This window comes from Vreelandella jeotgali Hwa, from assembly GCF_000334215.1.
In the GTDB taxonomy this organism is placed as follows: Bacteria; Pseudomonadota; Gammaproteobacteria; order Pseudomonadales; family Halomonadaceae; genus Vreelandella; species Vreelandella jeotgali.
In genome coordinates, this window is record NZ_AMQY01000011.1 from 401,238 (window position 1) to 425,553 (window position 24,316).

21 protein-coding genes are annotated in these 24,316 nt (G+C 64.0%); 9 read left to right on the forward strand and 12 right to left on the reverse strand.

Annotated elements, in window-relative coordinates; all coding sequences use genetic code 11:
- Positions 1-8: 8 nt before the first annotated feature.
- Positions 9-503 carry an FKBP-type peptidyl-prolyl cis-trans isomerase gene (locus C793_RS0105110; protein ID WP_017429876.1) on the reverse strand — a complete coding sequence of 165 codons (495 nt, stop codon included), beginning with the start codon at positions 501-503 and terminating at the stop codon, positions 9-11.
- Positions 504-857: 354 nt separating this feature from the next.
- Here C793_RS0105110 and C793_RS0105115 point away from each other — a divergent pair, with 354 nt between their 5' ends.
- On the forward strand, positions 858-1,136 hold the full coding sequence (locus C793_RS0105115) for a DUF3566 domain-containing protein (RefSeq protein ID WP_017429877.1): 279 nt from the start codon (positions 858-860) through the stop codon (positions 1,134-1,136).
- Between the two features lie 117 nt (positions 1,137-1,253).
- Here the strand turns inward: C793_RS0105115 and C793_RS0105120 are convergent, their stop codons facing one another.
- The 8 genes from C793_RS0105120 to C793_RS0105155 form a co-directional block, all read right to left on the reverse strand.
- Positions 1,254-1,721, reverse strand: coding sequence for an outer membrane lipoprotein (locus C793_RS0105120; protein WP_017429878.1), 468 nt, complete (start codon positions 1,719-1,721; stop codon positions 1,254-1,256).
- Positions 1,722-1,949: 228 nt separating this feature from the next.
- Positions 1,950-3,548 (reverse strand): isocitrate lyase, encoded by a 1,599-nt coding sequence (locus C793_RS0105125; protein WP_017429879.1) that lies wholly within the window; start codon positions 3,546-3,548, stop codon positions 1,950-1,952.
- 348 nt (positions 3,549-3,896) lie between these two features.
- Positions 3,897-5,075: a cupin domain-containing protein gene (locus tag C793_RS0105130; protein WP_017429880.1), complete on the reverse strand. Its 1,179-nt coding sequence runs from the start codon at positions 5,073-5,075 to the stop codon at positions 3,897-3,899.
- Between the two features lie 126 nt (positions 5,076-5,201).
- Complete coding sequence (purB, locus tag C793_RS0105135; protein WP_017429881.1) at positions 5,202-6,587, reverse strand: adenylosuccinate lyase; 1,386 nt, start codon at positions 6,585-6,587, stop codon at positions 5,202-5,204.
- Between the two features lie 52 nt (positions 6,588-6,639).
- Positions 6,640-7,281 (reverse strand): high frequency lysogenization protein HflD, encoded by a 642-nt coding sequence (gene hflD / locus C793_RS0105140; RefSeq protein ID WP_017429882.1) that lies wholly within the window; start codon positions 7,279-7,281, stop codon positions 6,640-6,642.
- Entirely contained in the window at positions 7,278-8,405 is a 1,128-nt protein-coding gene (gene mnmA, locus C793_RS0105145; RefSeq protein ID WP_017429883.1) for a tRNA 2-thiouridine(34) synthase MnmA, read from the reverse strand. Before mnmA ends, hflD begins: the two co-directional genes overlap by 4 nt.
- Before the next feature lie 85 nt (positions 8,406-8,490).
- On the reverse strand, positions 8,491-9,000 hold the full coding sequence (locus C793_RS0105150) for an NUDIX domain-containing protein (RefSeq protein ID WP_017429884.1): 510 nt from the start codon (positions 8,998-9,000) through the stop codon (positions 8,491-8,493).
- Positions 8,997-9,602, reverse strand: coding sequence for a pseudouridine synthase (locus C793_RS0105155; protein WP_017429885.1), 606 nt, complete (start codon positions 9,600-9,602; stop codon positions 8,997-8,999). The genes C793_RS0105150 and C793_RS0105155 overlap by 4 nt, the downstream gene beginning before the upstream one ends.
- A gap of 184 nt (positions 9,603-9,786) precedes the next feature.
- Between C793_RS0105155 and icd the strand changes: the two genes are divergently transcribed.
- The 3 genes from icd to clpA all read left to right on the forward strand — a co-directional run bounded on the left by icd (position 9,787) and on the right by clpA (position 14,482).
- Positions 9,787-11,058 carry an NADP-dependent isocitrate dehydrogenase gene (icd, locus tag C793_RS0105160; RefSeq protein WP_017429886.1) on the forward strand — a complete coding sequence of 424 codons (1,272 nt, stop codon included), beginning with the start codon at positions 9,787-9,789 and terminating at the stop codon, positions 11,056-11,058.
- Positions 11,059-11,451: 393 nt separating this feature from the next.
- Positions 11,452-11,799: an ATP-dependent Clp protease adapter ClpS gene (gene clpS / locus C793_RS0105165; protein ID WP_156804899.1), complete on the forward strand. Its 348-nt coding sequence runs from the start codon at positions 11,452-11,454 to the stop codon at positions 11,797-11,799.
- Between the two features lie 406 nt (positions 11,800-12,205).
- Positions 12,206-14,482 carry an ATP-dependent Clp protease ATP-binding subunit ClpA gene (gene clpA / locus C793_RS0105170; protein ID WP_026106124.1) on the forward strand — a complete coding sequence of 759 codons (2,277 nt, stop codon included), beginning with the start codon at positions 12,206-12,208 and terminating at the stop codon, positions 14,480-14,482.
- A gap of 204 nt (positions 14,483-14,686) precedes the next feature.
- On the opposite strand, the gene infA is transcribed toward clpA, so the two are convergent.
- Both infA and aat read right to left on the reverse strand, forming a co-directional pair.
- Positions 14,687-14,905, reverse strand: a complete 219-nt coding sequence (infA, locus tag C793_RS0105175) for a translation initiation factor IF-1 (protein ID WP_007111068.1) — start codon at positions 14,903-14,905, stop codon at positions 14,687-14,689.
- Positions 14,906-15,101: 196 nt separating this feature from the next.
- On the reverse strand, positions 15,102-15,860 hold the full coding sequence (aat, locus tag C793_RS0105180; RefSeq protein WP_017429889.1) for a leucyl/phenylalanyl-tRNA--protein transferase: 759 nt from the start codon (positions 15,858-15,860) through the stop codon (positions 15,102-15,104).
- 304 nt (positions 15,861-16,164) lie between these two features.
- Here aat and C793_RS0105185 point away from each other — a divergent pair, with 304 nt between their 5' ends.
- On the forward strand, positions 16,165-19,158 hold the full coding sequence (locus C793_RS0105185) for a DNA translocase FtsK (RefSeq protein ID WP_017429890.1): 2,994 nt from the start codon (positions 16,165-16,167) through the stop codon (positions 19,156-19,158).
- Positions 19,159-19,313: 155 nt separating this feature from the next.
- Positions 19,314-19,967 carry an outer membrane lipoprotein periplasmic chaperone LolA gene (gene lolA / locus C793_RS0105190; RefSeq protein ID WP_017429891.1) on the forward strand — a complete coding sequence of 218 codons (654 nt, stop codon included), beginning with the start codon at positions 19,314-19,316 and terminating at the stop codon, positions 19,965-19,967.
- Positions 19,968-19,975: 8 nt separating this feature from the next.
- Here lolA and C793_RS0105195 read toward each other — a convergent pair whose 3' ends face one another.
- Positions 19,976-21,304 (reverse strand): replication-associated recombination protein A, encoded by a 1,329-nt coding sequence (locus tag C793_RS0105195; RefSeq protein WP_017429892.1) that lies wholly within the window; start codon positions 21,302-21,304, stop codon positions 19,976-19,978.
- 276 nt (positions 21,305-21,580) lie between these two features.
- On the opposite strand from C793_RS0105195, the gene C793_RS0105200 reads away from it, so the two are divergent.
- The 3 genes from C793_RS0105200 to trmA all read left to right on the forward strand — a co-directional run bounded on the left by C793_RS0105200 (position 21,581) and on the right by trmA (position 24,312).
- Positions 21,581-22,129 (forward strand): hemerythrin domain-containing protein, encoded by a 549-nt coding sequence (locus C793_RS0105200; protein ID WP_017429893.1) that lies wholly within the window; start codon positions 21,581-21,583, stop codon positions 22,127-22,129.
- A 136-nt stretch (positions 22,130-22,265) separates the two neighbouring features.
- Entirely contained in the window at positions 22,266-23,078 is an 813-nt protein-coding gene (gene murI / locus C793_RS0105205; RefSeq protein WP_017429894.1) for a glutamate racemase, read from the forward strand.
- A 124-nt stretch (positions 23,079-23,202) separates the two neighbouring features.
- Positions 23,203-24,312: a tRNA (uridine(54)-C5)-methyltransferase TrmA gene (gene trmA / locus C793_RS0105210; protein ID WP_017429895.1), complete on the forward strand. Its 1,110-nt coding sequence runs from the start codon at positions 23,203-23,205 to the stop codon at positions 24,310-24,312.
- Positions 24,313-24,316 lie beyond the last annotated feature (4 nt).

A 24,316-nucleotide genomic window follows, 5' to 3' on the forward strand; every position in this document is an offset into this window, starting at 1 on the left:
GGGCGAGCTTACTGCTCGGCGCCGCCTTCGTCTTCGCTGCCGTCGTGAACGTGGCCGTGCTCGATCTCTTCGGCGCTGGCTTCGCGGACTTCGGCGATTTCCACGTCAAAGGTCAGCTGCTGGCCGGCCAGCGGATGGTTGCCGTCAACAACCACGGTATCCCCCTCGACCTTCTTGACCGTGACCATCAGCGGGCCGCCTTCGGTCTGCGCCTGGAACTGCATGCCCGGCTCCACGCTTTCAACGCCCTGGAAGGCGTCGCGCGGAACTTCCTGCATGAGCTGTTCCTGAACCTCACCGTAGCCGTCTTCCGGCGATACGTTGACGTTGAGCTTGTCACCCGCCGAACGGCCCTCAAGCTCTTTTTCCAGCCCGGGGATGATATTACCGCCACCGTGCAGATAGGTAAGCGGCTCGCGGCCTTCGGAGCTGTCCAGCACTTCACCTGAATCGTTGGTCAGGGTGTAGTGAAACGCGACGACCGAGTTTTGCGCAATTTGCATGGAGGAACCTTTCGGTGAGTGCATTAAGTCGAATCGTGACAGCGGATGGTAACCCGGGATCGGGGCGGATGTCAGGGGTGGCGGGCATTTTCCTTGCCCTGAATCATGTCTCAATACCATGGCGCTATTGCGCCACCGGTGGACCAAAGCTACCCTAGCGCCACTCCATTCATGGCTGCTGCGGGTGCTCCCGTGGGGCATTAACGTGAGTTTTCGTCAGGCGACAGCAACCCGGTTTCGGCATGGTGTTGTATCGCTGGCGCATGATGATTTTCCTGGCCGTCGTGCCACGCTCGGCCCGTGGTCGGCGCCGGCCTTTTTGACAATCGACCGACTATCTTCTGGAGCCTGTCCATGACGACTTTTGTGATCTGGGTTATCGCCTTTGCGGTGATTTTCTATCTGTCCAACAAGCGCTGGAACAAGGGGGTCAGCCAGGGCATCGACAAGATGCTCACGGCGATGCTCAAAAGCCACGGCAACAACCGCTATATCTGGGTGGCAGCGATTGCCGTGCTGGGCGCAACGGCGCTGGTACGCCCGGTTGATGTGCTCTTCGTCGTGCTGTTGCTGGCGATTATCGCGCTGATCGTGATCAAGGCCGCCAGCCTGGCCGGCAGCTGGATGTCGTAAGCGCGATATCCCTGACGACGCGCCGTCTGGCGCGTCCACCGTTGCAAGTGCCCGATATAAAACACCGGCCTTTCATGGCCGGTGTTTTGGTATCGGGCTGTTTTTTTGTTGCCGCCCTCAGTAGGGCGCGACGCTGACGTTGGAGCCGGTGCCGATCAGACGAACCCGGTCGCCGGCCTGAAAGCGGCGGTCGGCTTTTTGCACGACTACCAGGTCCTTGCCGTTTTCGGTACGCACTTCCAGCTCGACGGCGTCGATCAGGTTGGCGTTGTCTTCAACTTTCGTGCCCGCCATGGCGCCGCCGATGGCGCCCGCCGCGGTGGCAATTTTCCTGCCGCTGCCGCCGCCGACCTGGTTACCCAGTACGCCGCCGATCAGCGCGCCGGTGCCGCCGCCCAGCAGCCCGCCGGTGCGGCTGTCGGCCTGAATTTTGGTGGGGCGTACGGATACGAGGGTGCCATAAGTGACGTTCTGCGCGGACTTGGTTTGCTGGTCGCTGTAAACATCACCGGAATAGGGTGAGGTATTGGTACAGCCGGCAAGCGTCAGCAGGCTCATGGCCGCAATGGGAAGCAGATGTTTCATACTGGATCTCCGGACAAATGTTGGGCTGTGCCCCGTCAGATTAGCATATTCATGCCGGCCGGGCCTCGACAGGCGCGCTTTTGGCACGTCGAGACATGGCACGACAGGGGCGTAAAAGGGGCGCAGGCGGGCATTAAACCAGACAAACATGCAAAAAAAAGGGAGGCATCAAGCCTCCCCGGGTATGGCCATGATGCCCGGCGCCGGTGCCGGGCATGAGTCCGGCGTTTAGCCGAACTGGTTCATGGTGTTGTCCTTGCCGCCGGCTTTCAGGGCTGAATCGCCGTGGAAGAACTCCTTGTGGTCATCGCCGATGTTGGAGCCGGCCATGTCCTGGTGCTTCACCGTAGCGATGCCCTGGCGGATTTCTTCACGCTGAACGCCTGCCACGTAGGCCAGCATGCCGTCCTTGCCGAAGTAGCCCTTGGCCAGGTTGTCGGTGGAAAGGGCCGCGGTGTGGTAGGTCGGCAGCGTGATCAGGTGATGGAAAATACCCGCCTCGCGCGCTGCATCGCGCTGGAAGTTGGCGGTCCACTCGTCGGCCAGCTTGCCCAGCTCGGTGGCGTCGTATTTTTCGTCCATCAGCGCGTCGCGCTCGTAGCCCGATACGTCCTTGCCTTCTTCCTGCCAGGCGTCGAATACCTGCTGGCGGAAGCTCAGCGTCCAGTTGAACGACGGCGAGTTGTTGTACACCAGCTTGGCGTCCGGGCAGACCTCGCGGATGCGGTTGACCATGCCGGCAATCTGGCCGACGTGGGGCTTCTCGGTTTCGATCCACAGCAGGTCGGCGCCGTTTTGCAGGCTGGTGATGCAGTCGAGAACCACGCGGTCTTCACCGGTGCCGGGCTTGAACTGGTAGAGGTTGGAAGCCAGACGCTTGGGCTTGACCAGCTTGCCGTTCTGCTTGATGACCACATCGCCGTTGGCGACATCGTCGGCCGACGCCACGGGGTCGGCATCGAGGTAGCTGTTGTACTGGTCGCCGAGATCGCCGGGCTCCTGGGTGACAGCGATTTTCTGTGTCAGGCCGGCGCCCAGCGAGTCGGTGCGGGCGACGATGACGCCGTCGTCCACGCCCAGCTCGATGAAGGCATAGCGCACGGCGTTGATCTTGGCGATAAAGTCTTCGTGGGGCACGGTGACCTTGCCGTCCTGGTGACCGCACTGCTTTTCATCGGATACCTGGTTTTCCAGCTGGATGCAGCAGGCGCCGGCTTCGATGAACTTTTTCGCCAGCAGGTAGGTCGCTTCGGCGTTGCCAAAACCGGCGTCGATATCGGCGATGATCGGTACGACGTGGGTCTCGAAGTCGTCGATCTGTTGAATCAGCGATTTGACCTCGGCGTCGTTACCCGCGTCGCGGGCATCGTCGAGATCACGGAACAAATGGTTGAGATCCCAGGCATCGGCCTGCTGCAGGAAGGTGTAGAGCTCTTCGATCAGCGACGGCACCGAGGTTTTCTCGTGCATCGACTGGTCGGGCAGCGGACCGAATTCCGAGCGCATGGCCGCGACCATCCAGCCGGACAGGTAGAGGTAGCTGCGCTTGGTGGTGTTGAAGTGCTTCTTGATGGAAATCATCTTCTGCTGGCCGATAAAGCCGTGCCAGCAGCCCAGCGACTGAGTGTATTGGGCATGGTCGGCATCGTAGTTGGCCATGTCTTCGCGCATGATGCCGGCGGTGTAGCGGGCGATGTCCAGCCCGGTGTGAAAACGGTTTTGACGACGCATGCGCGCGGCGTGATCGGGGTTGATGTTGTCCCACTTGCCGCCCTGGGCGTCACGCTTGGCTTTCAGTGCCTTGATATCGTCGAGCAGTCCGGTCATGCAATAACTCCTTGTCATCGAAGGTCGTTTGTCATCAAAGGTCGTTTGTTATCGAAGGTCTGTTATCGAAAAATGTTGGCTGTAGCCGCTTACGATTCACGGAAAACGGTTGTCGGCAGCGCCGGGCGTGTCCTGAATGTATGGCGCTACTATCGCCAACATGGAGGCCGACGGCAATTGACACTTGGGGGCAGGCAGGGTTGTAGCTTGACTACATGATCGTGGCGGGGAGGGCGGTGGTGTAGCGGCGTTTCGCCGCAAGTGGCGGAAAACCATTCGCCGCCGGGCGGCGCCGGCACGGCAGGCAGAGCCGGGCACCCAGGGGTACCCGGCCATCGGCGCCGGGGCTCAGTCGGCCTCGTCGTCCAGCGGGAAGTTCAGGCTCCCCGCGTTGACCAGGTGCGTAAGCAGCGCCTTTGCGTCGGGAAAATCCTCGAGCAGGTCGGCGTGGATCAGCCGGCTGTTACACAGCCGCTGGGCCAGCTCGGCGGAGCACGCATAGCCCTCGCCGTCGGCGAACAGGGTGGTCGTGTCGCCGTCGCGCCGCCAGGCAAAGCGCGAGCCGGGCGCCGGATGCAATGGCGTCTGCTCGAGCTTTTGGGCGAGGCTGGCTTCATCCAGCGGCGGATCAAAGGGAATCAGCTGATCCACGTATTTGGGCTGGGTCATCACCCGGCCAAACCACTGGCTTAGCTGCGCCGGGTTATCCAGGGTGTCGATGATCAGCTGGCGCATGCGCGCCAGGGCATCGTCGTCGATTTCGCCCGGCGCGTCCGCCGGCGTCATGGCGGCATCGCTGTAGCGCAGCGAAGACGGCAGCTGTTCGCCCAGGTAGTCGGCATACGACGTGACCGCCTCGTCGGCGGAGGGCGCGCGAAAGCCCACGGAAATCGTCATGCATTCGTCGGTTTCGCTGACGCCGTGATGCGCCCAGCCGGGTGGCAGGTAGAGCATGTCGCCGGGTTCCAGCACCCAGTCCGAATCGGCCTCGACCTCGAAGGTTTCGAGAATTTTCAGGTCGATGCCGTCAATGATGGGGGCGTCTTCGGGCGTCTCTCCGCCCAGCTGCCAGCGGCGTTGCCCGGCGGCCTGTAGCAGGAACACATCGTACTGGTCGACGTGGGGGCCGACACTCCCGCCCGGGGGCGCATAGCTGATCATGATGTCGTCCAGCCGCCAGCGGGGGACAAAATCAAACTCGTCGAGCAGGGCCGCGACCGAGGGCACGTAATGATCCACGGCCTGCACCAGCAGCGTCCAGTCGCGCTCGGGCAGGCGCTCGAAGGTAGCCTCGTCAAAGGGGCCGTGGGATACCTGCCAGGGGCCGTCGGGGCCGTTTTCCTCCACCAGGCGCGCTTCCACGCCTTCCTCGCAGGCCAGGCCGGCCAGCTCGTCGGCCTCGATCGGGCATAGAAAGTCGGGCATGGCGCCGCGAATCAGCAGGGGCTTTTGCTGCCAGTATTCGGCCATAAACTCGGCCGGGGTCAGGTCCCCCAGCAGGGTCAGCGGGGTATCACGATGGCTCATGGCGGTATCCTTGGCGATGCAGCTGGTGGTGTTCAAGAGAGTAGGGTATAGAGAATATAGAGAGTATCTAGAAAGTATCTAGAAAGTATCTAACGTGTTGAGTCGGCGGCCCTGGCAGCCGGGTGCCTATAGCCTGTTCAACTGTTCGGTCAGTGCCCGGGCCTGGGCTTCGGCATTGCCGATATAGTGCGCCGGCGTCAGCGCTTTCAGCTCCTGTTTAACATCGTCGGGCAGCGCCAGGGTGTCAATGAAAGCGGCAAAACCCGCCTGGTCGATGCGCTTGCCCCGGGTCAGCTCCTTGAGTTTTTCGTAGGGCTTCTCGATGCTGTAGCGTCGCATCACGGTTTGAATCGGCTCGGCGAGCACTTCCCAGCTGGCGTCCAGGTCGGTGTTCAGCCGTTCGGGGTTGGCTTCCAGCTTGCCGAGGCCCTTGAGCGATGCCTGGTAGGCAATCACCGCGTAGCCCAGCCCCACGCCCAGGTTGCGCAGCACGGTGGAGTCGGTGAGATCGCGCTGCCAGCGCGAGATCGGCAGCTTCTGTGCCAGGTGGCCCAGCACGGCGTTGGCCAGCCCGAGATTGCCTTCGGAATTCTCGAAGTCGATGGGATTGACCTTGTGCGGCATGGTCGAGGAGCCGATCTCTCCGGCGACGGTTTTCTGCTTGAAATAGCCCAGCGAAATATACCCCCAGACATCGCGGTTGAAGTCGAGCAGCACGGTGTTGAAACGGGCCAGCGCATCGAACAGCTCGGCGATGTAGTCGTGGGGTTCAATCTGGGTGCTGTAGGGGTTGAACGTCAGCCCCAGACCTTCCACGAAGGTACGCGCGTTGGCCTGCCAGTCGACCTCGGGGTAGGTGGTGAGGTGCGCGTTGTAGTTGCCCACCGCGCCGTTGATCTTGCCGAGAATTTCAACCCTTTCCACCTGCACCAGCTGGCGCTTCAGGCGATAGGCAACGTTGGCCATTTCCTTGCCCAGGGTCGTGGGCGTGGCGGTCTGGCCGTGGGTGCGCGCGAGCATCGGCTGGGCGGCGTGTTCGTCGGCCAGCCGGGCGATGCCGTCGACGATTTCGTGCAGCCTGGGGCGCAGGGCATCGAGGCCGTCGGCCAGCATGACACCGTAGGCGAGGTTGTTGATGTCTTCGGACGTGCAGGCGAAGTGAATGAACTCGCTGACCGCGTTGAGCTCGGCATGGTCGGCGATCCGCTCCTTGAGGAAGTATTCCACCGCCTTGACGTCGTGATTGGTGGTGCGTTCGATGTCCTTGATGCGCTGCGCATCGGCTTCGCTAAAGTCGCGGATCAGCGCATCGAGAAAGGCGGCGGCGTCGGCGGAGAGCGGCGGCACCTCGAGAATCTGCCCCTGGCCGGCCAGGCGCTGAAGCCAGCGTACCTCGACGGTGACGCGGGCGCGGATCAGGCCGAATTCGCTGAAATGCTCGCGCAGCGCGGCGGTTTTGCCACCGTAGCGGCCATCAACGGGGGAAAGGGCGGTCAGGGCAGAAAGTTGCATGGTCGTGTTCCTGGTCAGTCGGTCGATGGTCGTGATGGCGTGAGGCGCCGGGTCAGGGCAGGTTGTCCAGCGCACGGCGCAGGGCGCGGCGCTGGATAATCAGCTTCCAGCGGCGCCCGCCCTGCTGGTGCCAGAGCAGGGCGAAGCGCACCCCGGCGAGCAGCGTGGCGCGCACGCGTTCGGGCATCATGGGGCTTTGCAGCATGGTGGGGTCGCCCTGTACCACGATGCGGTGTTTGAAGGTCGACAGTGTCTGCTGATAGGTCTCGCCGAGGTTGGAGACCACGTTTTCGTGGGTGGCGCCAAAGTGCGCTGCCTGGTGCTGAACACGGTCCAGGGATTCGCCCAGCTCATCCAGCATATCGCTGTTGTTGCGCAGTTTGCTCATCAGCAGAATCATCGAGAAGCCGTAGCGCATGACCACCGGGCTGGCCTGCTTGCGCCCGGTCAGGGCTTCGAGGACTTCCAGTCCCTGACGCAGGTTGTTGGGATGGCCGCCGTAAACCGCTTCAAAGCTTTCCGGGTTGGTATCCACGGTGGCCTTGATCAGCGTTTCCCAGGCACGCTGGTCGGCATGGCCGTTGCGTGCCAGCTCGTCAACCACGCTGGCTGCCTGAAATACGCCGGCCAGCGCCAGCGCCTGGCGGCTGGCCGGATCATCCGGTGCGCGGTGAATCGGCGTGGCGTTATTCATGCCGCCGCCTCCCGCGCCTGCCAGGTCGTGCGAATCACGCCGCCGCCCAGGCAGATATCGCCGTCGTAGACCACCAGCGATTGCCCCGGGGTGACCGCGCGCTGGGGCGTATCAAAGTGCACTTCGGTGCCGCCGTCGGCGAGGAGAGTCAGCGAGCACGGCTGGTCCTCCTGACGATAGCGTGTCTTGGCGCGAAAACGCCCTTCGGCGGCGGGCGGATGGCCGGCAATCCATTCCACCGGCTCGGTCGCCAGGGTATCGGTGTACAGAAGCGGGTGATGCTTGCCCTGTACGGCGACCAGCACATTGCGATCGAGGTCCTTCTGCGCCACGTACCAGGGATCTTCTGAGTAGTCGGCCAGCCCACCGATACCCAGCCCCTGGCGCTGGCCCAGGGTGTAGTACATCAGCCCCTGGTGGTCGCCGATGACGTCGCCGTCCGGGGTTTCGATGCGGCCGGGCTGGGCGGGCAGGTACTGCTTGAGAAAGTCGCTGAAACGCCGCTCGCCGATAAAGCAGATGCCCGTGGAGTCCTTTTTGCGCGCAGTGGCCAGACCGTGCCTTTCGGCGAGTTCGCGCACCGCGGGCTTTTCCAGCTCGCCTACCGGGAAGAGCGTGCGGGCGATGGCCGCCTCGGGCACGGCGTGCAGGAAGTAGCTTTGATCCTTGTTGGCATCCAGGCCTTTCAGCAGCCTTGGGCGTGCCGCGTCCTCGCCCCGGGAGACGCTTGCCGTGCGCACGTAGTGCCCGGTGGCGATCTTGTCCGCGCCGAGCATTTCGGCATAGTCGAGAAAGACCTTGAACTTGATCTCGCGGTTGCAAAGAATATCCGGGTTGGGCGTGCGCCCGGCCTGATATTCGGCGAGAAAATGCTCGAAGACGTTGTCCCAGTATTCGGCGGCAAAGTTGGCCGTGTGCAGCACGATGCCGAGTTTGTCGCACACCGCTTCAGCGTCCGCCAGGTCTTCCTTCGCGGTGCAGTATTCGGTGCCGTCGTCTTCGTCCCAGTTCTTCATGAACAGGCCTTCGACGTGGTAGCCCTGCTCCAGCAGCAGCAGGGCAGAGACGGAAGAGTCGACGCCGCCGGACATGCCGACGATGACTTTGCCTTGGGTGGATGTCATGGGCATCCTCGATTGAAAAAGCATTAAATAGACGAACGAGTATACACCAAGCGCCCCTCGGGCTTCGAGTCGGGGGGTTGGCCGGCTAGCCTTCGTGAATAACGTCGAGCGGGAACAGCCGCCCGCTGCGGGCATCTTCCATCCGCGGCAGTACCCGAGGGCTGCGCAGGCGTCCGGCGGCATCCAGAGCCTTGAGCGCGTCAGGCGTCAGCCAGTGGGCGGCGTGAATGTCGTCGTCGAGCGGGGTGTCCAGAAAGCGCGCCGGCGAGGCGATAAAACCGTGGCTGTGAAACGTCAGGCCGTTGAGCTCGAATACGTAAAGCCCCAGATAGCCGTCAAGCGTCACCTCCCAGGCAGTTTCTTCGGCGACTTCCCGGCGCACGGCGGCCAGCGGTCCTTCTCCGGCTTCGATGTGGCCCGCCGGCTGATTGAAGACGGTACAGGGGCCGCCGCGGTCTTCTTCCACCATGAGAAAGCGTCCGCCGCGCTGAATCACGCAGGCCACGGTGGCGCGTATCTCCGGGCGTGGGCGTCTTTCCGTGCCGGACGCAGCGGTGCCAGCCAGCGGCGAATCGGGATGGGCCGGTGGCGTCATGGGGCGTTTCTCCTGCGGTGTCGTCCCGGCTTGCGGCCCGAGCGTTGAGCCGAGCGCGGGGCGTGGAGGGTTTCCGTTCGCCATTCACCCGGCGCCAGCCGGCCCAGCTGCCAGGGGCCAATGGCGGCGCGTATCAGGCGCAGGGTGGGAAAGCCTGCGTGGGCCGTCATGCGGCGTACCTGGCGGTTGCGGCCTTCGCTAAGGGTGAGCTCGATCCAGCTGGTGTGCGGGTGACGGGCGGGGTCTATCGGCGCTGAGCGCTCGGCGACGTCGGGCGCGTCGATACGCCGTGCCTTCGCCGGCCGGGTGGGGCCGTCCTTCAGCGTCACGCCCTGTCGCAGGGCGGCAAGCGCGGCGTCGTCGATGTTGCCTTCCACCTGGGCCCAGTAGGTTTTGGGCTGTTTGTGGCGCGGGTGGGCGATACGGTGAATCAGCGCACCGTCGCCGGACAGCAGCAGCAGGCCTTCGGAATCGTAGTCCAGCCGGCCCGCCGGGTAGACGCCCTTGACGCTGATATGGTCGGCAAGCGTGGCGCGCCCCTGGTCATCGCGAAACTGGCTGAGAACGCGATACGGCTTGTGTAACAGGTAAATCTGGCTCATGGCTTGGGGTATCGTCCGGGGTGATCAAAACGTCGCGGCAGTGAAAGCCGGACAACAGCGTACTCGACTTTAGGAAGGTTCCGTGGGTCAAGGCTACTCGGCTCCAGAAAGACGATGCTACACTGGACACCTCATCGAACAGACTTGTTCGCTCCACCGAGAAGACCAGACCAGGGAGTTCTCCATGGGTTCTACCAACGCGGATTATCAGCATATCGTCCTGCCCGAAAACGGTAGCAAAATTACCGTGAACGATGACTATACGCTGAATGTGCCCCACGACCCGGTTATTCCGTTCATCGAAGGCGACGGCATTGGGGCGGACGTCACCCCGGCGATGAAGATCGCCATCGATGCGGCGGTCGCCAGGGCTTACGGCGGCGAGCGCCACATCAACTGGATGGAAGTCTATGCGGGCGAAAAGGCCACTCGCGTTTATGACGCCGATACCTGGCTACCCGAAGAAACGCTCAAGGCCGTTGAAGACTACGTCGTGTCGATCAAGGGACCCTTGACCACGCCCGTGGGTGGCGGCATCCGCTCGCTCAACGTGGCGCTGCGCCAGAAGCTGGACCTCTACGTCTGCCAGCGTCCGGTACGCTGGTTTGAAGGCGTGCCCAGCCCGGTGAAAAAGCCCGCCGATGTAGATACGGTCATTTTCCGCGAGAATTCCGAAGATATCTACGCCGGGGTGGAATGGCAGGCCGGCTCGCCGGAAGCCGACAAGGTCATCAAGTTCCTGCGCGAGGAAATGGGCGTGGCCAATATCCGCTTCCCCGAGCAGTGTGGTATCGGCGTCAAGCCGGTATCCGAGGAAGGCACCAAGCGGCTGGTGCGCCAGGCCATTCAGTACACCATCGACAACGACCGCGACTCGCTGACGCTGGTGCACAAGGGCAACATCATGAAGTTCACCGAGGGCGCCTTCAAGGACTGGGGTTACGAGCTGGCCGCCGAGGAATTCGGTGCCGAGCCGCTGGACGGCGGGCCCTGGAAAACCATGAAAAACCCCAAAACCGGCAAGGAAATCGTCATCAAGGACGTGATTGCCGATGCCATGCTGCAGCAGATTCTGCTGCGCCCGGCCGAGTACGATGTTATTGCCACGCTGAACCTCAACGGCGACTATATTTCCGATGCGCTGGCAGCCGAAGTCGGCGGCATCGGCATCGCCCCCGGCGCCAACATTTCCGATGCGGTCGCCATGTTCGAGGCAACCCACGGTACCGCGCCCAAGTACGCCGGCCAGGACAAGGTCAACCCCGGCTCGCTGATTCTCTCCGCCGAGATGATGCTGCGCCACATGGGCTGGACCGACGCCGCCGACCTGGTGCTCAAGGGCATGGAAAAGGCCATTGCCAAGGGCGAAGTGACCTACGATTTCCATCGCCAGATGGATAACGCCGTACTGCTCAAGTGCTCCGAGTTCGGCCAGGCCGTCGCTGACAACATGTAAGCGCTCTGCCTGACAGGCCCCGTCCGCATGGCTGCGGGCGGGGCTTTTTTGCGCTGGAGGGTTTTGCGCCGGACTGTGTTTGCGATGGTCTTTGCGCTGGCCTGTCTTTGCGACTGTCTTTGCGACGGCCTGTTGGCGTCTGCGGGCGCTGTGGTATTTTGACCGTCAGCGAACGACACCGACGCCGATCTGTCGAATCGTCACTATTCGGCGTTTCACTATCGGCGTTTCACTATCCAATGTTTTACTATCCAGCGTTTCACTATCGGCGTTTCATTCCCGGATTTTTCATTCCTGCAGACCCGGCGGGCCTCCGGCACCTGCCCGTCAGCGGCAGGTGGTAGCGCCGGTTTCACCTCACCGACATCACTTTTTGCCATGTTCCATCCCGATATGATCGATTCACCCCGCGCGGGCATGACACGACCGGCATCGCCGGATACTGCCGACGAGCCGGCGGTCGCCCCGGCCGACCCCGAGACGGCCCGGCCGCCCATGTACAAGGTGGTTTTGCACAACGATGATTACACGCCGATGGATTTTGTGGTGGAAGTGCTACAGACGTTTTTTCACCTTGATAGCGAGGCGGCCATTGAAGTCATGTTGGCGGTGCACCACCACGGCAAGGCAACCTGCGGCGTTTATCCCCGCGATATTGCCGAAACCCGGAGCTATCAGGTCAACGACCACGCCCGCGAATGCGAGCACCCGCTGATGTGCGATATCGATGTGGCCGATTGATGCCGCTGATCGGTATTGCCGACCGGTGCGGCTGGCAAATATCAACGACCCGGGATAACGCCCCGGTGTCATGAATCCGGATGACCGACCCGCTATCTTCCGATCCATGCCGCCAAGCGGCGGCCGAATTGAGAAAAACCTCGCGGCAAGGCTTGCAAGAGCGGGTGTTGTGCCCGATGTTGAGAGGGCCGGTCAATCAAACTGATCCCATGCCCAGCCCCGGGCGCCTGAAGATCGATCCCGAAAGATATTTCGGGGCGTTCCGGATCAGCGCCTGGGTAGGTCAAATGGCGATACACCCTGAGTCGCCCTGGGTAAAAAACTGCGAAGGCTGGACGTCGCAAAGGGTAAAAGTTGCGAAGGATAGACGTCGCAAAGGGTAAAAGTCGCAAAATAGGGGACTGCCATGCTGAGCAAAGAACTTGAAATGACCCTGAACACGGCCTTTACCGTGGCACGTTCCAAGCGCCACGAGTTCATGACCGTTGAGCACCTGCTGCTGGCGCTGCTGGACAACGCCGCTGCTGTGGACGTGCTCAAGGCGTGCGGGGCGGATATGGACAAGCTGCGGTCCGATCTTCAGGACTTTATCAACTCCACCACGCCGCTGATTCCCGAAGGGCAGGGCGAGCGCGAAACCCAGCCGACGCTGGGGTTCCAGCGTGTCCTGCAGCGTGCTGTCTTTCACGTACAGTCCTCGGGCAAGGCCGAAGTGACCGGTGCCAACGTGCTGGTGGCGATTTTCTCCGAGCAGGAGAGCCAGGCGGTTTACTTCCTCAAGCAGCAGAGCGTGGCTCGGGTGGATGCGGTCAACTACATTGCCCACGGTATTTCCCGCATCTCCGGCCACGGCACTTCGTCATCGCCGTCTCAGCAGGAAAGCGAAGACACCGAGGAGGCGTCCGGCGAGGCCGCGGCGCAGCCGCTGACCGACTACGCCACCAACCTCAACGAGCAGGCGCGGCTGGGCCGGATTGACCCGCTGATCGGCCGTGACCACGAGCTCGAACGGGTGGTGCAGATTCTTGCACGCCGCCACAAGAACAATCCGCTATTGGTCGGCGAAGCCGGCGTGGGCAAGACGGCGGTCGCCGAAGGGCTGGCGCGGCGCGTGGTGGAAGAAGACGTCCCCGACGTGATCGACGATGCCGTGGTTTACGCGCTGGACATGGGCGCGCTGCTGGCCGGTACCAAGTACCGCGGCGACTTCGAGAAGCGCCTCAAGGCGCTGCTGGCCGAGCTGAAAAAGCAGGCCAACGCCGTTCTCTTCATCGACGAAATCCACACCGTCATCGGCGCCGGCGCGGCGTCCGGCGGGGTCATGGACGCTTCCAACCTGCTCAAGCCGCTGCTCTCATCGGGCGAGCTGCGCTGCATCGGCTCCACGACCTTTCAGGAATTTCGCGGCATCTTTGAAAAGGACCGCGCCCTGGCACGGCGCTTCCAGAAAGTCGACGTGCTGGCGCCGTCGGTGGACGATACCATCCGCATTCTCAAGGGGTTGCGCTCGCGGTTTGAAGAGCACCACGAGCTGCAGTATACCGATGCCGCGGTGGAAACCGCCGCGCGGCTGGCCGACCGCTACATCAACGACCGCTATCTGCCCGACAAGGCGATTGACGTCATCGACGAGGCCGGTGCCCACCAGCGGCTGCTGCCCCCGGAAGTACGCCTGGAAACCATCGACGTGGATCAGGTCGAAGCGGTTGTCGCTTCCATGGCGCGTATTCCGCCCAAGAGCGTTTCCAGCTCCGACCGCAAGCTGCTGGCCAACCTGGATCGCGACCTGAAAATGCTGGTATTCGGGCAGGACGATGCCATCGACAGCCTCTCGGCGGCAATCAAGCTTTCCCGCGCGGGGCTCAAGTCACCGGACAAGCCCGTGGGCAGCTTTCTCTTTGCCGGCCCCACCGGCGTTGGCAAGACCGAGGTTGCGCGGCAGCTGTCGCACGTCATGGGCATCGAGCTGGTGCGCTTTGACATGTCCGAATACATGGAGCGCCATACCGTCTCGCGGCTCATCGGTGCGCCGCCGGGCTATGTGGGCTACGAACAGGGCGGGCTGCTGACCGAGGCGATCACCAAACAGCCCCACTGCGTGCTGCTGCTGGACGAGATCGAAAAGGCCCACCCCGAAGTCTTCAACCTGCTGCTGCAGGTGATGGATCACGGGCGGCTGACCGACAACAACGGCCGCGAAGCAGACTTCCGCCATGTCATCGTGATCATGACGTCCAACGCCGGGGCAGAGCTGGCGACGCGTCGCTCTATCGGCTTTCAGACCCAGGATCACTCCACCGATGCGATGGAGGAGCTTAACAAGACGTTCTCGCCGGAGTTTCGCAACCGCCTGGACGGCATCATCCAGTTCAGCTCGCTGCCGACCGATATCGTGCGCAACGTGGTCGACAAGTTCCTCATCGAGCTACAGGCGCAGCTGGATGAAAAGCGCGTACAGCTGGAAGTGGACGACGAGGCCCGGGATTGGCTGGCCGAGCAGGGCTACGACCCGGACATGGGCGCACGGCCCATGGCGCGGCTGATTCAGGAAAAGCTGAAAAAGCCGCTGGCCGAGATGATCCTCTTCGGCAAGCTGGCCGAGCAGGGCGGCACGGTATATGTCGGCCTGGACGACGGCGAGCTGCAACTTTCCACCGAAGCCGAAATGGCCGATGCCCCCTGAGGCGATCAAGCATCGGGGCCGATGGGCCTGAACCACGAACGGGGCGCCCGGTTGAACGGGGCGCCCCGTTTTCGTCTCGGCTGTCGTATCAGTGACCCGAAAGAGGGCCATCGGGCAGGCGCAGCGAGCGGCACAAATCGGGCGTGGCGTACAGGCCCCGAAGCAGGCAGGCTCTGCAGGCGCTAGAGGGGCAGGGAGCCGGCGTTAACGCGAGCGGTAAACAATGCGGCCCTTGGAGAGATCGTAAGGCGTCAGCTCAACCTTGACCTTGTCGCCGGTCAGGATACGGATATAGTTCTTGCGCATTTTGCCCGAGATATGGGCGGTAACCACGTGGCCGTTTTCCAGCTCGACGCGGAACATGGTGTTGGGAAGGGTGTCAACGATCACGCCTTCCATTTCAATATGATCTTCTCGTGCCATATCAGGCCGTTCCTCGCTGGGTTGAATAATCAGTCATCATAAAGTCTCCCGTCAGGGGAGTGCCGCTCGGCCAATGGCCGCGCGGACGGTAAAGTCGCGCTATATTGTGCCGCATGGCAGGCGTCAAGGCAAAAATCGTTGGTAATACGTCGTGCTGGGGTATTATCGGCAAGCAATGCGTACGGCACGCGTGCGGTCAGGTGACCAGGGCGTGGTTGTCCGTATCGGCGAGAGCGTCCAGCCATTCGGCGGCGGGTACGCGCGGCGTTGCCGTGGTGTTGCCGAGGCCGCCGAAGTTTTCAGCGGGCAGCAGGGTATTCAGGTGTTCGATAAAGTCGGCACGGCTGATATCCACGGCGCCCAGTTGGGCCAGGTGCGGCGTGTGCATCTGGCAGTCAATGAGCCTGCCGCCGTTTTGACGCATGGCGGCGGCCAGGTAGGCCAGCGCTATCTTGGAGGCGTCCGGCCGGCGTGAAAACATCGACTCGCCAAAAAACACCGGCCCCATCGCCAGGCCGTAGAGGCCGCCGACCAGGTGTTCGTGCTGATAGACCTCCAGGCTGTGGGCAATGCCCAGCCGGTGCAGCCGGCAGTAGGCGGCATGCATGCCGGCGGTAATCCAGGTGCCGTCATCGCTGGCCCGGGGCGCGGCGCAGGCGCGTATCACGCCGGGAAAATCGACATCCAGAGTCACCCGAAAGCCACCGTGGCGCAGCCGCTTGGTCAGGCTTCGGCGCTGCCGGAAAGCCTCGGGCGCGAGAATCATGCGCGGCGTCGGGCTCCACCAGAGAATCGGGTCGTCGTCGCTGTACCACGGGAAAATGCCATGGCGGTAGGCCTGGACCAGCCAGTGGGGCGTGAGTCGGCCGCCGGCCGCCAGCAGCCCGTTGGGGGCCTCCAGCGCCGCTGTGGTCGGCGGAAACTCGGGCGTTGGCGATGATAGCCAGGGCAGCATGGGGCGCTCCAGTTACGGCGGCCGGTGACGCTCGGCTCGCGCCGGGGGAAAACGTGAAACCCGGGGGTAAACCCTGTGACGGTAGCGGGATGCCCGGTATGATGCCAGCTGGCAGCCCCTGCTGGAATGGTACCGCCGGTTGCGGCCGTGTCGGGGAGTGCGGGGCAATGTTTGGTTCAGGTGTAAGGGGAGTCGCTTGAAAGTCAACAAAGCGGTAGACAAGCGAAAGTCGGATGCGCCGGGCACCGGATCCCGGGGACGTGTCAGGTCTGCCACAAGCGCCGCCACCCGGAAGGCGCGGCGCATGGGCGTACGCCTGCAGGGCGCGGTGCGTGAAAGCGTGGTCGTCGTGCTGTTAGCGCTGTGCGTGTTTCTGCTGCTGGCGCTGTTGAGTTACCAGCCGGGCGACCCGGGCTGGTCGTATCGGGGCCCGGAAAGCGACGTGGCCAACTGGATGGGCGCGATCGGCGCCTGGCTGTCCGACGTGCTCTATTCGCTGCTGGGCATCGGCGCGCTGTGGTGGCCGGGTATCTGCGGCTTTGCCGCCTGGTGGCTGATGCGCTCGCGCCAGGTACGCTTTGTGCTGGACCCGGTTGCCCTGGCCGTGCATGCCGGGGGGCTGCTGTTGCTGCTGCTGGGTACGACCGTTCTCGGCGCGCTGCACTTTTATCATCCCGACAGCGTTCTGCCCTACGGTTCCGGCGGGATTCTGGGGGAAGGCCTGACCGCCGTGCTGCGCCCGCTGGTGGGCAGCGCCGGCACCGGGCTGATAGCCGCCGCGCTGATGCTGGGCGGCTTCCCGTTGTTCAGCGGCCTGTCCTGGCTGCAGATTGCCGATGAAACCGGCCATCGCGTCTGCCGCCTGGGCCGTGGAGTGATGCAGCGTGGGCGTCGCCGGGCGGCCACGGCGCCCGAATGCTCGACCAGGCCGGCGCCGGAGCCGGCTGAAGCGTCCAAAGCAGAACCTTCCGCCACGCCCGTACCGGAGACTTCGCCGGCAAGCGACGACAGCACCGATATTCCCTGGGATGCCGCGGCGTATTTCACGGGTAAAACGGCGGCCGGTCAGCCTCGCCACGCCGAGCCGGAAGCGGTATCGCCCCGCCGGGATGCCGAGCCCCAGCTGAATACCCCGACGCCGCCCCGGGAAGACGATGACGTCGCCACGACGCGTCTTGAGCCGACTCTGGAGTGGCCGTCAGACGCCAAGGCGCCGGCAACGGAGCCAACGCAGGAGCCCGAGCCCGAGCCGGCACCGGTGCCCGAAAGCGATCCGCCCCCCAAGCCGCAGGATGACAAAATCCCGGATGCGCGATCCGAGACGGTCATGGCGGAAACGGAAGAAGCGCCGGAGGCCAGCGCCTTCAGCGACTCTGCTGCGGAGCTCCGTTTTGCACCTGACTCTCGGAGCGACCTGGAATCCCGGGGCGATCCGGAACCTCAGCCCGAATCGGATTTTCAAGACGACTCCGAGCCTCAACTCGAGTCGGAACACCGGGACGCCACGCCGGCCGAGCCCGCTCCCGAGCCCGCACCGCAGCCGGCAACGGATCGAACGCCCGATGCGCCGCCGCGCGGCCCTGAAGTGGTGCCCGAACCGGTATGGGAAGAGGACGAAGACGTACCGGAGCCGGTCGCTCCCGCACCCGCGGTCCCGCGTCCACCTGAGCCGGACAGCCAACCGGAAGAGCCGTCGGCCAGCAGGGACACAGCGGCGCCGACGGATTCGCCGGCGCTGTGGACGGTGGAGCATCTGCAAAATCAGCGCCCGGTGCTCGACGATATGCCCGAGCCCGAAGGCGATCTGCCCAGCTATCGCCTGTTGAGTCAGCCGGCGCCGTACCAGCCCAACTATTCCAGCGAAGAGCTGGCCAACATGGCCGAGCTGCTGGAGGTGCGCCTGCGCGAATACGGTGTCAAGGCCGAGGTGGTGGAAACCTGGCCGGGGCCGGTGATCACGCGCTTTGAAATTCGCCCGGCGGCGGGGGTCAAGGCGTCCAAGATCACCAATCTGTCGAAGGATCTGGCGCGTTCGCTCATGGTCAAAAGCGTGCGCGTGGTCGAGGTGATTCCCGGCCGGCCCACCGTGGGCATCGAGATTCCCAACCCGCGCCGGGCGATGATTCGCCTGCGCGAGGTGATCGACTCCGACGTCTACCAGGACAAGGAATCGCCGCTGACCATGGCGCTGGGCCAGGACATCGGCGGCGGCCCGGTGGTCGCCAACCTGGGCAAGATGCCCCATCTGCTGGTGGCCGGCACCACCGGTTCGGGCAAGTCGGTGGGGGTCAACGCCATGCTGATTTCCATGCTGCTCAAGGCTCGGCCCGACGAGCTCAAGATGATCATGGTCGACCCCAAGATGCTGGAGCTGTCGGTCTACGACGGTATTCCGCACCTGCTGGCGCCGGTGGTCACCGATATGAAAGAGGCCGCCAACGCCCTGCGCTGGTGCGTGGCGGAAATGGAACGCCGCTACAAGCTGATGGCGGCCATGGGCGTGCGCAATATCGCCGGTTTCAACGACCGGCTGGACGAGGCCGAGCGCGCCGGTGCCCGGGTAGCCGACCCGCTGTGGGAACCGCAGCCCTGGGAAATGCACCAGACCCCGCCGGTGCTGGAAAAACTGCCCTATATCGTGGTGGTGATCGACGAATTTGCCGATATGTTCATGATCGTGGGCAAAAAGGTCGAGGAGCTGATTGCTCGGCTGGCGCAGAAAGCCCGGGCGGCCGGTATCCACCTGATTCTGGCGACCCAGCGCCCGTCGGTGGACGTGGTGACCGGGCTGATCAAGGCCAACATCCCCTCAAGGATGGCGTTTCAGGTGTCGTCGCGCATCGACTCGCGCACCATACTCGACCAGGGCGGCGCGGAAAGCCTGCTGGGACACGGCGATATGCTTTACCTGCCCGCCGGTTCCGGCCCGCCCAACCGTGTGCACGGCGCCTTTGTCGACGATGATGAAGTGCACCGCGTGGTGGAGGACCTGCGCCGCCGGGGCGAGCCGGACTATATCGAGGAAATTCTCACCGGCGGCGTGTCGGCCGATGCGCTGTCCGGTCTGGAAGCCGAAGGCGGCGATGGCGATGCCGAGCAGGATGAACTCTACGACGAGGTGGTGCAGTTTGTGACCGAGACACAAAAAGCGTCGATTTCGTCGGTGCAGCGCAAATTCAAGATCGGCTATAACCGCGCCGCCCGGCTGGTAGACACCCTGGAAAGCGCCGGCGTGGTCAGCCCCATGGGCAATAACGGCGCTCGGGAAGTCCTCGCGCCGCCGCCGGTCAGCGATTGATGGCGAAGCCTTTGGACAACGGGGCGCGAAAAATCATGTAAAAAAACGGGAAAACGCCGGTCGAGGGAAACCCGCCGGCGTTTTTTGCGTCACAGGTATCGCCTCGGGGTAAAATCCTCTCGGGTGTGGATGAACAAGGTTTCAAGGAGACACAGATGCGTCAACTCGACACGCAGCGGTCGTTTTCCCTCGCGCTGGCGGCCAGCGCGCTGGGCCTGGTAGTGGCCCCCCAGGCGCTCGCCAATGAAGCGGCCGAGCGCCTGACCGAGCGGCTTGAACCGCTGGAAACCTACGAGGCCGGCTTTGAGCAGCAGATTCTCGACAGTAGCGGCGAGCGGCTGCAGCAGGCGCAGGGCGAGATGTGGCTGTCACGCCCGGGCCTGCTGCGCTGGGAAGTGGAGGCACCTTACAGCCAGACGGTGGTGTCCGACGGCGACGACGTCTACCTCTTCGATCCGGACCTGGAGCAGGTCACGGTGCAGTCGCTGGACCGCCGTGTGACCTATACGCCGGCGCTGCTGCTGTCCGGCAGCGCCGGCCAGCTGACCGACAACTTCGAGGTATCCAGCGAGCGGCAGAACGGCGACGACGTGTTTACCCTGATTCCCGACTCGCCGGATACGCTATTTGAAACGCTGAGCATGACCTTTGACGACGATACCCTCACCGAGCTGTGGATGACCGACAGCACCGGCCAGCGGACCGCGATCAGTTTTTCCGACATTCGGCAGAATGCGCCAATCGACGACGCGCGCTTTGATTTCGCAATCCCCGATGGCGTTGACGTCATCCGCGAACAGGCGCCCTGACCACGGCGTCACTGCTCCCCGTCAGCCTCGGCATCGCGCGCATCGCGCCAGGCCATGATGGCGGCAAAGCGCTTTTCGTGCCCCTGTTCGAGCGGCTGGTAAAAACGCGCCCGGGGCAGGGCTTCCGGCCAGCAATCGTGCGCGCTGCCGGCCGGATAGCCGTCGGGCTCGTGATGGGCGTAGCGGTAGCCCTCGCCGTGGCCCAGCTCCTGCATCAGCTGTGTCGGGGCGTTGCGCAGGTAGGTCGGCACCTCGACCGGCGGCTGTTCGCGCACGTACTGCTGCGCGGCCTTCCAGGCGCGGTCGATGCGGTTGCTCTTGGGCGCCACGGCCAGGTGGATGGCGGCGTGGGCCATGGCCCGCTGGCCCTCGTGGTCGCCCAGGCGCAGGTAGGCGTCCCAGGCGGCGATGGCCAGCGGCAGGCCCCGCGGGTCGGCGTTGCCCACGTCTTCCGAGGCAATCGCCGTAAGCCGGCGAATCACGTCCAGCGGGTCGCCGCCGCCCTGGGTGAAACGCGCGATGTAGAGCAGTGCGGCGTCCGGGCGTGAAGAGCGAATTGACTTGTGGATCGCCGAAAGCAGGTCGTAATAGCCGTCCCCCTGTTTGTCCATCGCGCTGGCCTGATGGCCGATCACGTCATCGAGAACGTCCCGCGTCAGGCGTTCGCCGCCGTCCGCCGTGGCGGTGGTAAAGTCGCAGGCGGTTTCCAGCAGCCCCAGCGCGCGTCGCGCATCGCCCCCGCTGGCCCGGGCCAGGGCGTCGAGAACGCCGTCTGCCACGCTGATGTGGCGGTCGCCCAGGCCGTCCCGGGTATCGGCGAGCGCCTGCTGCATGACCGCTACCAGCTGCTCATGGGTGAGCAATGTCAGGACGTAGACCCGAGCCCGGGACAGCAGCGCCGAGTTGACTTCAAACGACGGGTTTTCCGTGGTTGCGCCGATCAGTGTGACCAGCCCGGATTCCACATGGGGCAGCAGGGCGTCCTGCTGGCTCTTGTTCAGGCGGTGGATTTCATCCAGAAACATGACCAGCGGCGTGGGCGCCAGCGCCCGGGCACGCTCGACCGCGGCGCGTATATCCTTGACCCCGGCCATCACCGCGCTTAACGAGGCCAGCTCGGCGCCCGACGCATGCGCCAGCAGTTCCGCCAGGGTGGTTTTGCCCACGCCGGGCGGTCCCCAGAGAATCATCGAGCGCACCGTCGCGGTGTCGGCCATTTGCCTGAGCGGCTTGCCTTCGCCCACCAGCGCTGCCTGGCCGATATAGTCGGCCAGCCGGCGAGGGCGCATGCGGTATGCCAGCGGTGCCTGGCCGGACGAAGAAGAAAAAAGATCCATGTAAACTCCGTTGAACAATACTCGCCTGCCGGCTGCCTGGATGGCCGGGCCGGCGGCGCCTGCGGCGGTGGCATTCCGCTCGTCGCCAAGCTAGGGTAAGGCGTAATTGTTTCAGCCGGCGCCAGGCGAGTCGAGGTCCCCGCTCGCTCCGGTCGGGGTGCCGGGCACCGGCTGTTCCGGCCTGCGGGCTGACGCACCGGCCGGCTATCACGTAGTCTGACAGGCGTGCAGCCTTTGGGTATGCGCGACAAGTGCGGAAAGTAAGGAGGCGGCATCATGCTTAAACAACTCAGCCTGGATCACGCCAATATGGCGCGGATGCTTCACGTCCTGGACCTGAAGTACCGGATTCTCCAGCAGGGCGAGCGTCCCAACTTCCACCTGATGCGCGAGGTAGTGGACTACATTCTTGCCTACATGGAAGAGTTTGCCGTGTCCCTTGAGCAGGGCTTTGTCGAGCGGCTCAAGACGTACCTGCCCGAGCAGGCCGACATGGCCGACCAGATGCTCGCCGATTACCGCAAGCTGCGGCCCCGGCTGGAAGACCTGTCCGATGACATCGACCGGGTGTTGATGGATAACGTGCTGCCCATGGATCGCTTTGCGGCCGACCTCAAGGAGTATCTCGAAGAGCACCGCCGTTATCTCCAGCAGGAGCGTCGGGAGCTTTTCCCGCTGCTGGAACAGCGCTTTGACGAAAAGGACACCGAGGCGTTTGCCCAGGCCATGCCGGACAACGCCGACAAGGTAGTGGAGCGCCTGCAGGAAGCCTACCCCGAGCTGTGCGCCGAGCTGGAAGAGGCCGACGTACCGCCGCTGGAATAACGGCCAACGAGCGTACCAATCCTGCCGCCGGGGCGTGCTATGATAGCCGCCCCGTTTTTCATTCCCACACCGGGTTGGCGGGCGCCGCATTGGCCGGCGCTATGCGCCATCGCGTCGAGGAGCTTGCGTTTCTGCCATGACCGGCCCCGTGCTGATTTTTGATTCCGGCGTTGGCGGGCTGTCCGTGGCAGCCGCGCTGCGTCGGCACGCTCCCGGTATCGGGCTGGGGTACGTCTGCGATAATGCCTGGCTGCCGTACGGCCTGCGCCCGGATGCGTCGCTGACCCGGCGTATCGTGGCGGTGTGCCAGGCAGCGGTCGCCGCTTTTCGCCCGGCCGTGCTGGTGGTGGCGTGCAATACGGCCAGCACCCTGGCGCTGGAACCGCTGCGCCGGACGCTGGCGATTCCGGTTGTGGGCACGGTTCCGGCGATCAAGCCGGCCGCAGCGCTAAGCCGAACGCGCCACCTGGGCCTGCTGGCGACCACGGCCACTCTGCGCCGGCCCTATACCCAGCGCCTGATCGAGCGGTTCGCCGCCGGCTGCCGGGTGACGGGTATTGCCGCCGATGCGCTGGTGCACGAGGCGGAAGCCCGGCTGGGGGGCGCCGACCCCGATGCCGCCCGCCTGGATGCGGCGCTGGCGCCGCTGTGGCAAGCCACAAAAGAAGAGCCGGCGCTGGATACCGTGGTGCTGGGCTGCACGCACTTTCCGCTGCTGACGCCGAGCCTTGCCGCGCTGGCGCCGGTGCCGTTGACCTGGGTGGACTCCGGCGAGGCTATTGCCCGCCGCGTGGGCCAGCTGCTGGGGCCCGAATCAAGCCGCTGTCGTGCTGGTGATCAGACCTTTGCCACGGCGCCGGGACCGCTGCTGACGCGCGCGCTGGCGGCCTACGGAATGCCGCCGCCGTTACCGCTGATGCCCGCCGCCGACGCGGCTGCCGCCCCGTAAATCCACTGCGGGGCCGGCGTGACAAGCCGGCCCGGGGGCGTCTTCCCGCGTCCGATGAACACTAGACCTGACGAGCCCACAGATCTGACGAACAGACAGACCTGACCAATAACAGGAGATGCCCTTGGCGATTCCCCGGGTCGAGCCGCAGCGCTACGATGCCCAGCTTGCGGCCAAACGCGATACCGTCTGCCGGCTGCTGGCCGATTTTGATCCCCCGGCGCTGGAGGTCTACCCGTCACCGCCGAGCCACTACCGCCAGCGCTGCGAGTTCCGCCTCTGGCACGACGGCGACGATATCTACTACGCCATGTTCGAAGTCGAACACGACGCTGACGGCAACAAGCACAAGACGACGGTGCGGCTGGATCAGTATGCGGTGGCCAGCGACACGATCAACGCGCTGATGCCCCGGCTGCGCGACGCCTTTCTGGCCAGCAACAGGCTGCGCGACAGGCTCTTTCAGATCGAATTCCTGACCACGCTGTCCGGCGAGGCGCTGGTTACGCTGGTGTATCACCGTCCGCTGGACGAGGCCTGGGAAGCCGAGGCCCGGGCGCTGGAGCAGGCGCTGGGTATCATGATTATCGGCCGCTCGCGCAAGCAGCGCCTGGTGCTGACGCGGGATCACGTTTGGGAGCGGCTGGACGTTGACGGCAGGTCGTTGATCTACCAGCAGGTAGAAAACAGCTTTACCCAGCCCAACGCCCGAATCTGCGAGGCCATGCTCGCCTGGGCCCGGGACGTGACCGCGGGCAGCCAGGCCCGGGATCTGGTCGAGCTCTATTGCGGCAACGGCAACTTTACCGTCGCCCTGGCGGAGAATTTCCGCCGCGTGCTGGCCACCGAGATTTCCCGCACCTCGGTGGCCAGCGCCCGGGTCAATCTGGACGCCAACGGCGTGGACAACGTCCACGTGGCGCGGATGTCCGCCGAGGACTTCGCGCTGGCGCTGAAAGGCGAAAAGGGCGGCCGCCGAGTGGCTGACATGGCCCTGGAACACCACGATTTTTCCACCGTGCTGGTGGACCCGCCCCGGGCCGGACTGGACGCTGCCAGCTGCGCGCAGATCAGCGGCTATGACCGTATTCTGTACATTTCCTGCAATCCCGAAACCCTGGCGGACAACCTGGCGCAGCTGACGACGACCCATCGCATCGAGCGCTGTGCGCTGTTTGACCAGTTCCCGTTTACCCCGCACGTCGAATCCGGGGTGTGGCTGACCAGACGCTAAGTGC

Bases quoted from the DNA above. Each gene is read 5' to 3' on its own strand.
- hflD (WP_017429882.1), bottom strand. From the start codon at position 7,281: ATGAATAACGCCACGCCGATTCACCGCGCACCGGATGATCCGGCCAGC.
- purB (WP_017429881.1), bottom strand. From the start codon at position 6,587: ATGCAACTTTCTGCCCTGACCGCCCTTTCCCCCGTTGATGGCCGCTAC.
- infA (WP_007111068.1), bottom strand. From the start codon at position 14,905: ATGGCACGAGAAGATCATATTGAAATGGAAGGCGTGATCGTTGACACC.
- C793_RS0105155 (WP_017429885.1), bottom strand. From the start codon at position 9,602: ATGAGCCAGATTTACCTGTTACACAAGCCGTATCGCGTTCTCAGCCAG.
- C793_RS0105185 (WP_017429890.1), top strand. From the start codon at position 16,165: ATGGGCGTACGCCTGCAGGGCGCGGTGCGTGAAAGCGTGGTCGTCGTG.
- C793_RS0105110 (WP_017429876.1), bottom strand. From the start codon at position 503: ATGCAAATTGCGCAAAACTCGGTCGTCGCGTTTCACTACACCCTGACC.
- icd (WP_017429886.1), top strand. From the start codon at position 9,787: ATGGGTTCTACCAACGCGGATTATCAGCATATCGTCCTGCCCGAAAAC.
- C793_RS0105195 (WP_017429892.1), bottom strand. From the start codon at position 21,304: ATGGATCTTTTTTCTTCTTCGTCCGGCCAGGCACCGCTGGCATACCGC.
- C793_RS0105115 (WP_017429877.1), top strand. From the start codon at position 858: ATGACGACTTTTGTGATCTGGGTTATCGCCTTTGCGGTGATTTTCTAT.
- lolA (WP_017429891.1), top strand. From the start codon at position 19,314: ATGCGTCAACTCGACACGCAGCGGTCGTTTTCCCTCGCGCTGGCGGCC.
- C793_RS0105150 (WP_017429884.1), bottom strand. From the start codon at position 9,000: ATGACGCCACCGGCCCATCCCGATTCGCCGCTGGCTGGCACCGCTGCG.
- C793_RS0105125 (WP_017429879.1), bottom strand. From the start codon at position 3,548: ATGACCGGACTGCTCGACGATATCAAGGCACTGAAAGCCAAGCGTGAC.
- C793_RS0105200 (WP_017429893.1), top strand. From the start codon at position 21,581: ATGCTTAAACAACTCAGCCTGGATCACGCCAATATGGCGCGGATGCTT.
- C793_RS0105120 (WP_017429878.1), bottom strand. From the start codon at position 1,721: ATGAAACATCTGCTTCCCATTGCGGCCATGAGCCTGCTGACGCTTGCC.
- murI (WP_017429894.1), top strand. From the start codon at position 22,266: ATGACCGGCCCCGTGCTGATTTTTGATTCCGGCGTTGGCGGGCTGTCC.
- aat (WP_017429889.1), bottom strand. From the start codon at position 15,860: ATGCTGCCCTGGCTATCATCGCCAACGCCCGAGTTTCCGCCGACCACA.
- C793_RS0105130 (WP_017429880.1), bottom strand. From the start codon at position 5,075: ATGAGCCATCGTGATACCCCGCTGACCCTGCTGGGGGACCTGACCCCG.
- clpA (WP_026106124.1), top strand. From the start codon at position 12,206: ATGCTGAGCAAAGAACTTGAAATGACCCTGAACACGGCCTTTACCGTG.
- mnmA (WP_017429883.1), bottom strand. From the start codon at position 8,405: ATGACATCCACCCAAGGCAAAGTCATCGTCGGCATGTCCGGCGGCGTC.
- clpS (WP_156804899.1), top strand. From the start codon at position 11,452: ATGATCGATTCACCCCGCGCGGGCATGACACGACCGGCATCGCCGGAT.